Raw genomic sequence first — 13,446 nt, 5'->3', positions numbered from 1 at the left:
ATGTATTTTCCGCTGTAAGCATGTCATGTGGTCGCAGCGGCGACCAAGGCCGCCGATGTCCGACGTAGGACAACACGTCGACCGCACCGAGCCGGGCTGCAGGAATTTCTCATCTGTTGCCGTCCTGTGACGCTTCGCACCTCGCGCCGTCGGGGCAGTACGGTACCCCCGGTTCGGCCGTGTGATCGGAGTTCGTCAGCGCGCGGTCCGGCCGGTCGCCCGTCCGGGCGGACGGCACTCGCCGAGGGGTCGGTCCGGCCGGGTCGGGGGTCGGAGGGGGGCGCGCTCGCCGGGAGACTTCGGCGAGCGGTCAGAGCGCGGCCAGCCGCCGGTTGCGGCGGACTATTCGGGCGATCGCGGTGCTGACGAAGGTGGCGGCGGTGCAGGAGACCGCCAGGCTCAGCCAGGCGGTGTCGAACCAGTGGCTGTTCAGCCAGCCCAGCGTCACGATGTAGGCGGCCCAGACCAGCGCGGCCAGCGCCGACCAGTGCAGGAAGCGGTGCGGATGGGCGGGCGAGTGGCCGATGGCCACGTCCAGGACGGTCCGGCCGGCCGGGACGAACCGGGCGATCACCACCATCGCCGCGGCCGCCCCGTGGGGGCGTTCGACCAGGGCCTGCTGGACCCTCGCCACGCTGGCGGCCAGCTTCGGCCGCCGGGCGAGCCGCCGTTGCAGGACGGGCGCACCGCGCCGGGCGAGGTGGAGCAGCAGCAGGTCGCCCAGGAACGAGGCGACGGCCACGCCCAGGCCGAGCAGTATCGGGGCGCCGTCGATCCGCGCCGTCTTGAGGACGGCCAGGATGACCAGCGTGCCGCTGGGGATGAAGGGGAGGAGGGCGTCTCCGAGTACGGCGAAGAGCGCCAGGGCGCAGATCCACGAGGATCCGATCGCCGCCACGAAGTTCAAGGCCCGTACTCCCTCCACGCCGCCCGGGGGAGCAGGTGGCTGCTGGGGTCAACGCTAGCGCCTCGACTTTTCATGCCATGAAGCACCCCGGTATGCCGCGGATCACAGGAGGTGGGCGGTTTGCCGGGAATTGGCGCGAGCCCCCGGAGCGGTGTGCCGCTCCGGGGGCTCGCTGGGATCGGTCGGCACTGGTCCAGCCCGCCGATCTTGTTCGCGGAGGACGGATCCCGTCGGGTCGTCCGCTCCTGATCACCAGCCTGCCGGAGGCCGCCGCCGATCGCGAGCCCTGGGCCTGGCGACTTCCGGCTCTGGCGTGAAGTCGCCATCCGGGCAGCGGTGCTGTCCCTCCGTCAGGTGACCGGACGGGTGGGCCCGGGGCGGCTCCGGCGGCAGCGCCGGGGCGGATCCCGCCGGAGCACGGGAACAGCAGGCCCGGCGGCGTGGTTGACCCCGGTCGGCAACAGCGATCGCCGGGCGTTCGACACCGGCGGTCGACCACGACGGGCCGGCTCAGGGAAGGCCAGGAGGGCGGACGGCATGACCACCGAGGACCAGCAGGAGCACGGGGCCGGACCGGGGCCCGGCGCGGCGGTCCGCGGCACCGCCCGCGGTACCGCACCCGCCCCGCTCTCCATCCTCGACCTCGCGACCGTGGGCGTCGGCTACACGCCCGCCGAGGCCCTGGCCGCGACCACCGCGCTGGCCCGCAGCGCCGAGCAGTGGGGGTACCACCGCTTCTGGGTCGCCGAGCACCACGGCATGCCCGGCGTCGCCAGCTCCACCCCGGCCGTCCTGCTCGCCCACCTCGGGGCCCACACCACGACGCTGCGGCTCGGCTCGGGCGGCGTCATGCTCCCCAACCACGCCCCGCTCGCCGTCGCCGAGCAGTTCGGCCTGCTGGAGGCACTGCACCCGGGCCGGATCGACCTCGGGCTCGGCCGCGCCCCCGGGACGGACCCGGCCACGGCCCGGGCACTGCGCCGGGGCCTCTCCGAGGGGGCGGACGACTTCCCGCAGCAGCTCGCCGAGCTGACCCACTTCCTCGACGCGGACTTCCCCGACGGGCACCCGTACGCGCGGCTGACCGCCGTCCCCCGCGGGGACGGCCGCCCGCCGGTCTGGCTGCTCGGGTCCTCCGGCTTCAGCGCCCGGCTGGCCGGTCGGCTCGGTCTGCCGTTCGCCTTCGCGCACCACTTCAGCAGCGTCAACACCGTTCCGGCCCTCGACCTCTACCGGGAGTCCTTCCGGCCCTCGGAGGTGCTCGCCGAGCCGTACGCGCTGATCGGGGTGAGCGCGGTCGCCGCCGACGACCGGGCCTCGGCCCGCCGCCTCGCGCGCTCCGCGGCCCTCGGGATGCTCCGGCTGCGGCGGGGCAACCCCGGCCCGATCCCCACCCCGGAGGAGGCCGAGGCCCACCCGTACAGCCCGGCCGAGGCGGAGTTCATCGACGGCTGGCTCGAGAACGTGGTGCTGGGCGCGCCGGGCGAGGTCGCGGACGGCCTGGAGGCCCTGCGCAAGCGGACCGGGGTGGACGAGCTGATGGTGACCTCGCACATCCACGGCCACGAGGCTCGGCTGCGCTCCTACGGTCTGATCGCCGAGGCCTACGGCCTGACCGCCAGCGCCTGACCGCCGGGGCCCGACCGCCGAGGTGACCGTCGGGGCCTGACGGCCCCGGCCCACCGCCCGAGCCCGCCCCGGGTCAGCGGCCGGCGCCCCGGCCGGTGCGGCCCTCGCGCAGTATGGCCGCGACCAGCTCGGCCTCCCCGGGCCGGGCGAAGTACCAGCCCTGAGCCGTGTCGCAGCCGGTCAGCCGCAGCCGCTCGGCCTGGGCGGCGCTCTCGATGCCCTCAGCGGTGACGGTCAGGCCGAGCGTGTGGGCCAGCTGCACCATCGCGCCGACGATCTGCTCGTCGGCGTCGCTGCGGCGGGAGCCGAGCTCCGGGCGCTCCGGGCGGCCGCCGCCGGCCGGGGCCGGGTCGCGGAAGCCCTCGATGAAGGTGCCGTCGAGCTTCAGCACGTGCACCGGCAGCCGGGAGAGGTAGGCCAGGTTGGAGTAGCCGGTGCCGAAGTCGTCGATCGCGATCCGCACGCCCATGTCGGCCAGGGCCTGCAGGGCCTGCAGCGGTCGGCCGCCGGGGCCGAGCAGGGCGCTCTCGGTGATCTCCAGCTGGAGCAGCCGGGCCGGCAGTCCGGTGCGTTCGAGCGCCCGGGCGACGTCCGCGACCACGTCGGAGTCCCAGATCTGGCGGGCCGCCAGGTTGACGCTCACGAAGGTCTCGGTCTCGGGGAACTCGGTGAGCCACCGCTTGGCCTGGCGGCAGGACTCCTCCAGGACCCAGGTGCCGAGCGGCACGATCGCACCGGACTCCTCGGCGAGCGGGATGAAACGGTCCGGCGAGAGCTTCCCGTACCGCGGGTGGTGCCAGCGGACGAGGGCCTCGGCGCCGTGCACGGCGCCGTCGGCCAGGCCGACCAGCGGCTGGTACTCGATGGTGAACTCGCCGCGCTCCAGGGCGGGCCGCAGTGCGGTGGCGAGCAGCTGGCGGGTCAGCTGGTGGGCGCCGCGGTCCGGGTCGTAGAGGGTCCAGCGGGCGCGGCCGTCGGCCTTGGACCAGTAGAGGGTGGCGTCGGCGTCCTTGACCAGGTCGGTCGGGGTGGTCTCGTGCACGGACCGCTCGACGACGCCCACGCTGGCGGTGACCACCAGGCGGTGCCCGGCGACGTCGAAGGGGCGTTCCAGCTCCCGGAGGATCCGGGCGGCCAGCTCGGTCAGCTGCTCGCTGCCCCGGCTGTCGGTGACCAGGACGGCGAACTCGTCGCCGCCCATCCGGGCGACCAGGTGGGCGTCGCGACCGGAGAACCCGCGGCGCAGCCGGGTGGCGACGGCGATCAGCAGCTGGTCCCCGATGTGGTGGCCGAGCGTCTCGTTGATCGCCGCGAAGCCGTCGAGGTCCAGGTAGCAGACGCCCACCCGGCGCCCGTCCGCCGGCGGGAGGGCCGCCTCGGCGGCCTGGAGGACGTCGGCGGCCTGCACGGCGGCGTCGAGGGCGAGGGCGGCGGAGGGGGTGACGGTGGCGGTGGCCGTGAGGCAGGCGGCGTCGAGCCGCTCGAAGAAGAGGGTCCGGTTGGGGAGCCGGGTCAGCGGGTCGTGCAGGGCCTGGTACTCGAGGCGGTCGCCGAGCCGGCGCTGCTCGGTGATGTCCTCCACCAGCGCCAGGGTGTAGAGCGGTCGCCCGGCGCCGTCCCGGATCAGCGAGACGGTGACCTTGCTCCACACCGTGCGGCCCTCACGGTGCTTGAGCTGCTTCTCCACGCGGAACCGCTCGCGGCCGCCGTGGACGAGTTCGGGGAAGAGCCGGTGCGGCATGCCCTCGGGGTCGATGATCTCGTGCAGGTGGGTGCGGACCAGCTCGCCGACGCCGCGTCCGATGAGGGCCGCGAAGGCGGGGTTGACCTCGATGATCCGGTCCTCGGGGTCGATCAGGGCCATGCCGATGACCGCGTCGCAGAAGGCGGCCCGGAACCGGGACTCGCTGGCCCGCAGGGCGGCGAGCGGACGGTCCGTCCCGCCGTCCTCCGGGTCGGCGCCGCCGGTGGGGCCCCGGTGCGCGCCGTCGTTCAGCGGCTTCGAGCAGGTGGGGCAGAGGAGCGCGCCGGGGTCGGCCGGGGAGATGCCCGCCGGTCCCGCCGTTCCGGACGGGTCGATCGGACCGGCGGAAGCGACCGACCCGACCGGGTCGACGGTGCCGACCGCCGCGCCGACCGCCGTGCCGACGGAGCCGACGGCCGGCCGCCGGGCCGGTGCCGTGAGGTGACGGTGGTGCGGTGAGTCCTCGTGCCGCACGCCCGGGTGGTGTGCGTCGGCCCCCTCGTTCTGGCCCGGCACGGCATGCTCCCGTCCGCTGCTGACGCCTGATGCTGGTCCGGCCGGCCACTCGGGACTCCGGCGGCCGGCTCCGCACTCTGTCGCGGTCCTCGGAGTCGGTCCGGTGCGGGGCGCCCGGCGTGGGGCGCTGTCGCGCGGAGACCCGCGTGAAGGACAGGGCGCTGCGGCCGATCATAGGCCGCGGTGACAACGGGCGGTGACCGCCGCCAGGGTGATTCGCCCGCTTCGTGGCCATGAGTGGCGGTACGGGTGGACGCCCCGGGTGTACATCACATGAGGTGTGCCGGGGGCGTGTGAGCCGAATCCGCGCCCCCGGGCGCTGGTTGCGCGCCGGGAGCGGGAACGAGCTGACGCCGCGCCGGATCCGGCGGGGCGTCAGGCCAGCGTGGCGGTCAGGGTGATGGTGGTGCCGGTGAGCGCCTTGCTGACGGGGCAGTTGGCCTTGGCGTCCTCGGCGGCCTTGACGAAGCCGGCCTCGTCCAGGCCGGGCACCTGTCCGGTGACGGTCAGGTGGATGCCGGTGATCCCGGTGCCGGGCTGGAAGGTGACGTCGGCCTGGGTGTCCAGGGTGGTCGGCGGGGTGCCGGCGCCGGCGAGGCCGTGCGAGAGGGCCATCGAGAAACAGGCCGAGTGCGCGGCGGCGATCAGTTCCTCCGGGCTGGTCTTGCCGTTGGGCTGTTCGGCCCGGGCCGGCCAGGAGACCGGGTACTCGCCGATCCCGGAGGAGGCGAAGGTCACCTGCCCCTTGCCGTCGACCAGGTTGCCTTCCCAGGCGGTGCGGGCGGTGCGGGTGGTTGCCACGATCGGTACCTCCATCACTGAGGGACTGCTGTGTCGTCACTTCCGGTCATGCACGCACCAGCCTACGGGCCGCGCCCCCGGGGCCCGGGAGGGTCGGGGCGGCGGGTGGCGCGGGTCGTGGGACGGCGCGGGCCCGCCCGGGTCCGGCGGGGGAACGCGGGGGACTGCCGGGTGACCACCGGGGCCGCCGGGGTCGGCCGGGGCCGCCGGGTGACCACCGGGGCCGCCGGGGGTCGGCCGGGGGTCCGGGGGATGTCCGGATCGTGGACGGAACCCCTTCGGCGTGCGGTTCCGGCACGGGGGCCCTGTTAGATTTGCCCGGGCCCGAGCCCGGCCGCCCCGCGCGCCGGGTGCCCAACCCAGACACCGGGAGCCGCCCCGATGACGGACCACCCCACGACCCCCGACGCCGGCCTGCCCCAGGGGGTCGACGACGCCGTGCGGGCGGAGCTGACCAGCCTGCGCGAGAGCATCGACAACATCGACGCCGCGGTGGTCCACATGCTGGCCGAGCGGTTCAAGGCGACCCAGCGGGTCGGCCGGCTCAAGGCCGAGCACAAGCTGCCCCCGGCCGACCCGGCGCGCGAGCGGGACCAGATCAAGCGGCTGCGGGAGCTGGCCGCCGGGGCGAAGCTGGACCCGGTCTTCGCCGAGAAGTTCCTGAACTTCATCATCGCCGAGGTCATCCGGCACCACGAGGCCATCGCCCGCGCCTGAGCGCCCCGCGTCTGAGCGCCCCCCGGCGGGGTGGCTCCCCGGGGCCGTCCGGTCCGGGGTAGCCCGGGGAGATGTCGGGGACGGCTAAACGCCCGATTTCGTGAGGCTCCACGGTTGGCGTAGCGTGCAGGTTTCCCCAGCCGGAGAGGTGGAGCAGCGACGATGGCGGTGAACCTGCCCGAAACGCCGAGCGATGCCGGGTCCGGCCCGGCCCCTGCTGCCGGCCGCGGTCCCGGGGCGTCCGACGCCCCCGGCGGCCGCGCCGAGGCCCGCCGCCGGGCCCGGGGCTCGCGCGTCCGCAAGGCCCGCCGGGCGGGGCGCCGACCGCGGCCCTGGTGGATCGAGGTGCCCGCGATGGCGGCGGTCGGCCTGGTGGTCGCCCTGCTGATCAAGACCTGTCTGTTCCAGGTGTTCACCATCCCGTCCGGTTCGATGGAGAACACGCTGCGGATCGGCGACCGGGTCGGCGTGAACAAGTTCGCTCCGCTGACGGGCTGGAAGCCGGAACCCGGGCAGCCGGTGGTGTTCAAGGATCCGGGCGGCTGGCTCCCGCCGCAGCCGACCGACTCGAACCCCCTCACCAACGCGGTGACCTCGGTGCTGAGCTTCGTCGGGCTGGTCCCGCCGAAGGACGACAACTACCTGGTCAAGCGGGTCGTCGCGACCGGCGGCCAGACCGTGCAGTGCGCGGGCAGCACGCTGACCGTCGACGGGAAGAAGGTCGACGAGCCGTACCTGCACCCGGGCGACGACTCCTGCGCCGGCCTGAACTTCGGCCCGGTGACGGTGCCCTCGGGCTCCGTCTGGGTCGAGGGCGACCACCGGAGCGACTCGGCGGACTCCCGCTACCACCAGCGCGGCCCGGGCGGCGGGGCCGTGCCGGTGGCCAACGTGGTCGGGCCGGTGGCGGCCGTCGTGTGGCCGCTCAACCACCTCGACTGGTTCGGCTGGGTCGGTCGCTGACCCCCCGCTCGGCGGCCACCCGCTCCCGGTCGGCCCGAGGACCCCGGTCGACCGGGGAGTCCCCGGCGACCCGCGAGCCGCTCTGCGCGCCAGGCCCGCCCGGCCCGTCCGGCCGGTGCAGCTCGTCGAGCCCGTCCGGGACGCCCGGGACGGCGGCGCCGGCGACGGCTGCGGCCACCGTCTCCGGGTCGGCCGGCGGCTTGCTGGCCTGCGCCGCGAACGCGCCCGCCAGCACCAGCAGACCACCGGCGATCTGCGGCAGGCCGAGGTGCTCGCCGAGCAGGACCCAGGCCAGCACGGTGGCGACGACCGCCTCGAGGTTGGCCACCACCCCGGCGATGGGCGGCGAGAGGTAGCCCACGGAGATCACGCCGGTCAGGTAGGCGAGCACGGTCGCGACCAGGATCATCCAGGCGGCCGGGAGCAGCGCGGGCACCGTGTGCCCGTTCATCAGCACGGATCCGCCGAGCGGGCTCCAGTCGGCCTCCCACGGCCGAGTGAAGGCGGTGAGCAGGACGGCGCCGATCAGCAGGCCGTAGGCGCTGACCGCCATCGGGTCGACGGGCCGCTCGCCCCGGCGGCCGGCGTCGGCGAGCAGGAAGTAGCCGACCTGGCAGCAGGCAGCGCCCAGGGCGAAGAGCACGCCGAGCGCGTCGAAGCCGAGGCCGTTCCAGACCTCCACCACGCAGGCCAGTCCGCTCACCGCGACCCCGGCGCCGATCGCCGCGCCCCGGCTGATCGGCTTGCGCTGGACGAACTTGACGTAGCCGATGAGCAGCGGCGGGCCGAGGTACTCGATGAGCAGGGCGACGCCGACCGGGATGCGGGAGATCGCCGCGAAGTAGCAGGCCTGGACGCCGGCGACGGCGAGCAGGCCGAAGCCGAGCAGCAGGCCGGGGCGGCGCAGGACGGCGTCCCGGTGCCGGTAGGCGATCGGGAGCAGGGCCACGGCCGCGCCGGTGACCCGGAGCCACACCACGTGCAGCGGTGAGAGGCCGGCCTCGATCAGCGGCTTCGCGGCGGTGCCGGAGCCTCCGAAGGCGAAGGCGGAGACCAGGGCGAGGCTGAGGCCGAGGGTCCTGCCGGTGGGGCGGGTGGATGGGGCTGTTGATCCGTGCACCGACGCATTGTGACAGTCATACCGGAGCTTCGGTAAGGCGCCATTCCGGCATTTGGTCCTGCACGGAACTGTGCGCAGCGGCGCAATCACCTGCGCCGCCCCGCACCCGCCCGCGCACCCGCCCCGCAGGCCGCCCGAGGCACCGCGAACCCCCTGGCCGGCGCCCCGCGCCCGCGCCCCGGGTTCGGGGCCCGAACCGGAACCCCCGCTACTGACCGGAGGACGTCCCCGCCCCGGCCAGCGCGTCCGTCCCGCCGGTGGGCTGGGTGGTCGGCTGGGTGGTCGGGGCCGTGGTCGGGCCGGTGGTCGGCGTCGGCCTCGTGGTGGGCTTGGTCGTGGGCTTCGTCGTCGGCTGGGTGGTCGGCGGCGCGGTCGGCTGCCCGGTGGCGGGGTCGGTGGGCGCGGTGGTGGCACCGCCGCCCGGGTTCGGCCCGCCCGACGGCGTCGACGCACCGGAGCCGTTGCCGTTGCCGTTCCCGGAGCCGGTCCGGGACCCGTCGCCGGGCTGGGCGCCCGGTGCGGTGGTGGCGCCCGAGCCGGTGCCGGTCGACGGCGTGGCGCTGGGCGAGAACGGCGCGGTCGGCAGGTCGCCGGGGTCGGCGGAGTCGCCGCCGTCGGCCGGGTCCGGGAAGTCGGAGACCGGCAGCCCCTTGAGCGCGGCCTTCATGTAGCCGGTCCAGATCTGCGCCGGGTACTGGCCCCCCGCCGCGCCGTCGATCCCGCCGACGCCGCTCAGGCTGACCTGCGCGCCGGTGCCCGGCTCCTGGCCGAACAGGGCGACGGAGGTGACCAGCTCGGGGGTGTAGCCGACGAACCACACCGACTTCTGGTCGTCGGTGGTGCCGGTCTTGCCGGCCACCGGGCGCCCGAGCGCCTTGGCCCGCCAGCCGGTGCCGCCCGGGTCGCTCACCACGCCCTGGAGCATCGAGGTGACCTCGTTCGCTGTGTCCGAGCTGATCGCCTGGGTGGTCTTGTGGGCGGGCAGCGGGACGGCCTCGCCCTCGCGGTCGACCGACTGGACCAGCCACGGGGTGATCTGCTTGCCGCCGTTGTCCAGCGTGGCGTACACGCCGGCCATGTCGAGGACGCTGGGGGTGGCCGCACCCAGCGGGATGGACGGGACCGGATCGAGCCCCGGGGTGTTGCCGGGCAGGCCCAGCGCGACGCCGGTGTCCTTGACCTTCTGCAACCCGGTGTCCTGGGCCAGCTGCGCGAAGGCCGAGTTGACCGACCAGTCGGTGGCCTGCTGCAGGGAGATCTGGCCGTAGCTCTTGTCGCCCTCGTTCGGCGGCGCGTACGGGGTGCCCTTGCCGCCGCGGACCTTGCGGCCGCTGGTGCCGTCGTAGACGGTGCGCGGGGTGACGGTCCGGCCGTCCTGGGTCTTGGCGTCGTTCTCGAACGCGGCGGCCAGGGCGATCGCCTTGAAGGTGGAGCCGGCCTGGTAGTCCCGCCGGGTCGCGTTGTCGACGTAGTGCTTGACGTAGTCCACGCCGCCGTAGAGGGCGACGACCGCCCCGGTCTTCGGGTCCACCGAGACGGCGCCGGCCTGGGCGGCCGCGTCCTTCTTCCGCTTGTCCGGGTTCAGGGTGTCGTGCAGCTGCGTCTGGACGGAGTCCTGCAGGGCCTGCTGGCGGCCCGGGTCGATGCTCAGCTTGATCGTGTAGCCGCCCTTGGCCAGCTCGCTCTCGCTGATGATCTGGTTGGCGGTGAGGTACTGGGTGGCCTCGTTGACCAGGTAGCCGGACTGGCCGGACAGGCCGGGGTTGGGCTGCGGGTCCCTGACGTCGGGGAAGGTGGTGGCGGCGCGGTCGGCGGCGGAGAGCCAGCCCTCCTTGACCATGCCGTCCAGCACGTAGTTCCAGCGGTTGACGGCGTTCTGCTTGCCGGCCGGGGTCGCGGTGGCCACGTCGTAGGCGCTCGGCGCGTTCAGCAGGGTGGCCAGGTAGGCGCCCTGGGCGGGGGTGAGCGCGGAGGCGTCGACGCCGAAGTACGCCTGGGCGGCGGCCTGGATGCCGTAGGCGCCGCGGCCGTAGTAGGAGGTGTTCAGGTAGCCGGAGAGGACCTCGTCCTTGCTCTCGGTGGCGTCCACCTTGATGGCTATGAACAGCTCCTTCACCTTGCGGGTGACGGACTGCTTCTGGTTCAGGTACGTGTTCTTCACGTACTGCTGGGTGATCGTGGAGCCGCCCTGGGTGCCCTCTCCCTTGGCGGTGTTGACCGCGGCCCGGAGCAGGCCCTGCACGTTGACGGCGCCCTCGTGGTAGAAGTTGCGGTCCTCGGCGGCCAGCGCGGCGTGCTGCGCGGCGGGGGACACCTTGTCCAGCCCGACGTTCTGCCGGTTGGTCTGCCCGGTGCGGGTGATCACCGAGCCGTCCGCGTAGAGCCAGGTGTTGCTCTGCGCGGTGGCGGCGGCGTGCGCGTCGGGGACCTTCACCAGCGCGACGCCCAGGGCGAACAGGCCGACGCCGAGCAGCAGCGCCACGGCGAGGCCGAGCAGGCTCATCCGCCAGGTGGGGAGCAGCCGGCGCCAGCCGGTCCGCTTCGGACGGCGGGGCTTCTTGCCCCCGGGCGCGGGGGCGGTGCGCTTGAGGCGCTCGACCGGCCGGAGGCCGGCCAGCAGCGCGCGACGGCCGCTCTGGGCGTTCTCGGACAAGGCGCGGCCTTTCCTGCGGGCGGACGGACCGGCCTGCACAGACGGGGACATCGACGGTTGGGGACCTTTGCCCCGATTCCGGTTTACTGCCCAGGACGAGCCGGGCGGGCCGGATGGCTCCGCCGGAACGGCAATCGAGACCGACATCACACGCAAAACGGACGTCGAGGGCCAAAAAATCGGGGAGCCTCTCGCTGTTGCGAGAGGCTCCCCAACTGTCTGTGCGCCGCCAGGGACTCGAACCCCGGACCCGCTGATTAAGAGTCAGCTGCTCTAACCAACTGAGCTAGCGGCGCCTGCTGACCTGGAAAACAATACACGGTTCCGGGGGGTGCTTCGAACCGGCCTCCGGGGGCCGCCCGGGCGCCCCGCCGGTGCCGCCGCCGAGGTGTCCGTTTCCGCCCGGTTGGGGTGCAGTTCGCCGCCGGTTAGGGTGGAACCGTGCCCAGCTCCCAGCCCGGACACCCGAACGTGCGGACGGCGACCGCCGCGCTGCTGCTGCTCAGTGCCGTGGCGTACACGGCCTGGGTGCTGGAGGTCGTGCTGAGCACCGGACTCGACCCGGTGCAGGCCTACATCAGCGAACTCGCGGCCGAGGACCAGCCGCTGGGCGGCCTGTTCCGGGCCACCGACCTGGTCGCCGGGCTCAGCGTGCTCGCCGCCGCCGTCACCGCGCTCGCCGGAGGCCGGGCCCGGCCCCGCGCTCCCCGCCCGGGGCGCCGACAGGCCCTGGTCGGCTGGTCCGCCCTGGCCCTGTTCGGTGCGGCGACGGCCGCCGACTCCCGGTTGCCGCTCAGCTGCGCCCCCACCAGCGACGAGATGTGCGCCGCCCGGGAGACCGCCGGGCTCGTCCCGGCGACCCACACCGCGCACGCCGTCACCAGCAGCCTGGCCATGCTCGGCGCGCTCACCGGAATGGCCGTGCTCACCCTCGCCGCCCGCCGGTACGGGTGGTGGCCGCCGGTGCGCAGGGCCGGGCCGTGGCTGCTCGGCGCCGAGCTGCTCGCCACCGGCTGGAGCCTCGCCGCGATCGCCGCCTTCGAGGCCGGTCGCGGCACCTGGGCGCTCGGGGCCGGGCAGCGGCTCCAGGTGCTGTTGGTCGCGTGCTGGCTGGCCGTGCTGGCCCGCGGCCTGGCCCGCCCGGACGGTGCGGCGGAGAACGCGAGGGTCGGGGCGACGGGCGACGTGACGGTCGGCGCGGCGGCGAACCGGGCACCCGGGGCGGCGGCGACACCTGAGCCCGGCGCGGACCGGCGGGCCGGTCGGCCCGGGGGCCGGGGCCCCACATGACCGCACCCGCCGCCCCCCGCACCCGGGCGCGCTTCCTGCGCGTGGACGGCGTCCCGCTGCACGTCCGCGTCGAGGGCGGCGGCCCGGTCTGCCTGCTCACCGGCGGCCTCGGCAGCAGCTGGTTCGACTGGGACCTCGTCGTGCCCTTCCTCACGCCGTACCGCACCGTCGTCCGCTTCGACCGTCCCGGTTACGGGCTGAGCGCTCCGGAGCCCGCCGCGGGGCGGCCCGTGCCGACGCTGGCCGGCGAGGCCGAGCGGATCCGCGCGGTGCTGGACGGGCTCGGGCTGGCCGGCCCCTGCACCGCCGTGGGCCACTCGCTGGCCGCCTTCCACGTCGAGGCGTTCGCCCGGGTGCACCCGGACCGGGCCGCCGGGCTGGTCCTGGTCGACGGCAGCGTCGAGCCGGCGGCCCGGCCGTACCCGGCCCCCGCCGCCCGCGACCTGGCGGCCAGGGCGCTCGCCGGGGCCGCCACCGCCGTGGCCGTGCCGTACCTGTTCGGTCCGGCCGCCCGCCGGGCGGTGGCCCGGCTCTGCACCGTCCGCCGCGAGGACCTCGCCCCGCCGCCGCTGGTCCGGCGCTGCTACCGCACGGGCCGGTCGCTGCGCGCCCTGCTCCGGGAGAACACGAGCTACCTCGACATGGCCGCCGAACTGGACGTGCTGCGTGCCGCCCGGCCGTTGCCCGAGGGGCTGCCGGTCACGGTGCTGGCCGCCGACGACGGGTGCCGGACCCGCCGGACGGAGGCCTGGCTGGCCGGGCAGCGGGAGCTGGCAGCGCTGCTCGGGGCCGACTACCGCCCCACCGCCCCCGCCGGACACCTGGTGATGTTCGACCGCCCGGACGCGGTGGCCTCGGCCGTCCTCGACACCGGCTGACGCCCCGGGGCTCCGGTGCCACCCGGCCCGGAAACGCCTCAGGCCGCCCACCGGAGTGGACGGCCTGAGACCTTGCCATGTGCGCCGCCAGGGACTCGAACCCCGGACCCGCTGATTAAGAGTCAGCTGCTCTAACCAACTGAGCTAGCGGCGCCTGCTGACCTGGAGAACATTACACGGCGCCGGGCCGATCCGCCGAATCGCTTTCGAGTGGTCACCCACCGTGAC

Annotated in this window: 10 protein-coding genes and 2 tRNA genes; 5 read left to right on the top strand and 7 right to left on the bottom strand. The window is 74.9% G+C overall.

The features are described 5' to 3' along the window. Positions 1–310 precede the first annotated feature (310 nt). Complete coding sequence (locus ACIRS1_RS17760) at positions 311–898, bottom strand: VTT domain-containing protein (RefSeq protein WP_360209521.1); 588 nt, start codon at positions 896–898, stop codon at positions 311–313. A gap of 546 nt (positions 899–1,444) precedes the next feature. Between ACIRS1_RS17760 and ACIRS1_RS17755 the strand changes: the two genes are divergently transcribed. Then, positions 1,445–2,536, top strand: a complete 1,092-nt coding sequence (locus ACIRS1_RS17755) for an LLM class flavin-dependent oxidoreductase (protein ID WP_402840593.1) — start codon at positions 1,445–1,447, stop codon at positions 2,534–2,536. 73 nt (positions 2,537–2,609) lie between these two features. Here the strand turns inward: ACIRS1_RS17755 and ACIRS1_RS17750 are convergent, their stop codons facing one another. Further along, on the bottom strand, positions 2,610–4,796 hold the full coding sequence (locus tag ACIRS1_RS17750) for a putative bifunctional diguanylate cyclase/phosphodiesterase (RefSeq protein ID WP_402840590.1): 2,187 nt from the start codon (positions 4,794–4,796) through the stop codon (positions 2,610–2,612). Positions 4,797–5,171: 375 nt separating this feature from the next. Beyond that, entirely contained in the window at positions 5,172–5,597 is a 426-nt protein-coding gene (locus ACIRS1_RS17745; RefSeq protein WP_360209373.1) for an OsmC family protein, read from the bottom strand. Positions 5,598–5,978: 381 nt separating this feature from the next. Between ACIRS1_RS17745 and ACIRS1_RS17740 the strand changes: the two genes are divergently transcribed. Together ACIRS1_RS17740 and lepB are read left to right on the top strand one after the other, a co-directional pair. After that, positions 5,979–6,314 carry a chorismate mutase gene (locus ACIRS1_RS17740; RefSeq protein ID WP_360209370.1) on the top strand — a complete coding sequence of 112 codons (336 nt, stop codon included), beginning with the start codon at positions 5,979–5,981 and terminating at the stop codon, positions 6,312–6,314. 162 nt (positions 6,315–6,476) lie between these two features. Further along, on the top strand, positions 6,477–7,277 hold the full coding sequence (gene lepB / locus ACIRS1_RS17735) for a signal peptidase I (RefSeq protein ID WP_360209367.1): 801 nt from the start codon (positions 6,477–6,479) through the stop codon (positions 7,275–7,277). Here the strand turns inward: lepB and ACIRS1_RS17730 are convergent. The 3 genes from ACIRS1_RS17730 to ACIRS1_RS17720 form a co-directional block, all read right to left on the bottom strand. Next, positions 7,240–8,397: an EamA family transporter gene (locus ACIRS1_RS17730; protein WP_402840586.1), complete on the bottom strand. Its 1,158-nt coding sequence runs from the start codon at positions 8,395–8,397 to the stop codon at positions 7,240–7,242. The two genes, lepB and ACIRS1_RS17730, sit on opposite strands and share 38 nt — an antisense overlap. A 208-nt stretch (positions 8,398–8,605) precedes the next feature. Next, entirely contained in the window at positions 8,606–11,050 is a 2,445-nt protein-coding gene (locus ACIRS1_RS17725) for a transglycosylase domain-containing protein (RefSeq protein ID WP_402840584.1), read from the bottom strand. 222 nt (positions 11,051–11,272) lie between these two features. Continuing rightward, positions 11,273–11,346: transfer RNA gene (locus ACIRS1_RS17720), tRNA-Lys, on the bottom strand. A gap of 175 nt (positions 11,347–11,521) precedes the next feature. On the opposite strand from ACIRS1_RS17720, the gene ACIRS1_RS17715 reads away from it, so the two are divergent. Both ACIRS1_RS17715 and ACIRS1_RS17710 read left to right on the top strand, forming a co-directional pair. Next, complete coding sequence (locus ACIRS1_RS17715; RefSeq protein ID WP_402840791.1) at positions 11,522–12,340, top strand: DUF998 domain-containing protein; 819 nt, start codon at positions 11,522–11,524, stop codon at positions 12,338–12,340. Continuing rightward, complete coding sequence (locus ACIRS1_RS17710) at positions 12,337–13,218, top strand: alpha/beta fold hydrolase (RefSeq protein ID WP_402840582.1); 882 nt, start codon at positions 12,337–12,339, stop codon at positions 13,216–13,218. The genes ACIRS1_RS17715 and ACIRS1_RS17710 overlap by 4 nt, the downstream gene beginning before the upstream one ends. Before the next feature lie 80 nt (positions 13,219–13,298). Here the strand turns inward: ACIRS1_RS17710 and ACIRS1_RS17705 are convergent. Then, positions 13,299–13,372 (bottom strand) — tRNA-Lys (locus ACIRS1_RS17705). Positions 13,373–13,446: the final 74 nt, after the last annotated feature.

The sequence above is a fragment of the Kitasatospora sp. NPDC101176 genome (assembly GCF_044768035.1).
Lineage (GTDB): Bacteria > Actinomycetota > Actinomycetes > Streptomycetales > Streptomycetaceae > Kitasatospora.
This window is presented reverse-complemented; position numbering and strand designations above follow the sequence as displayed.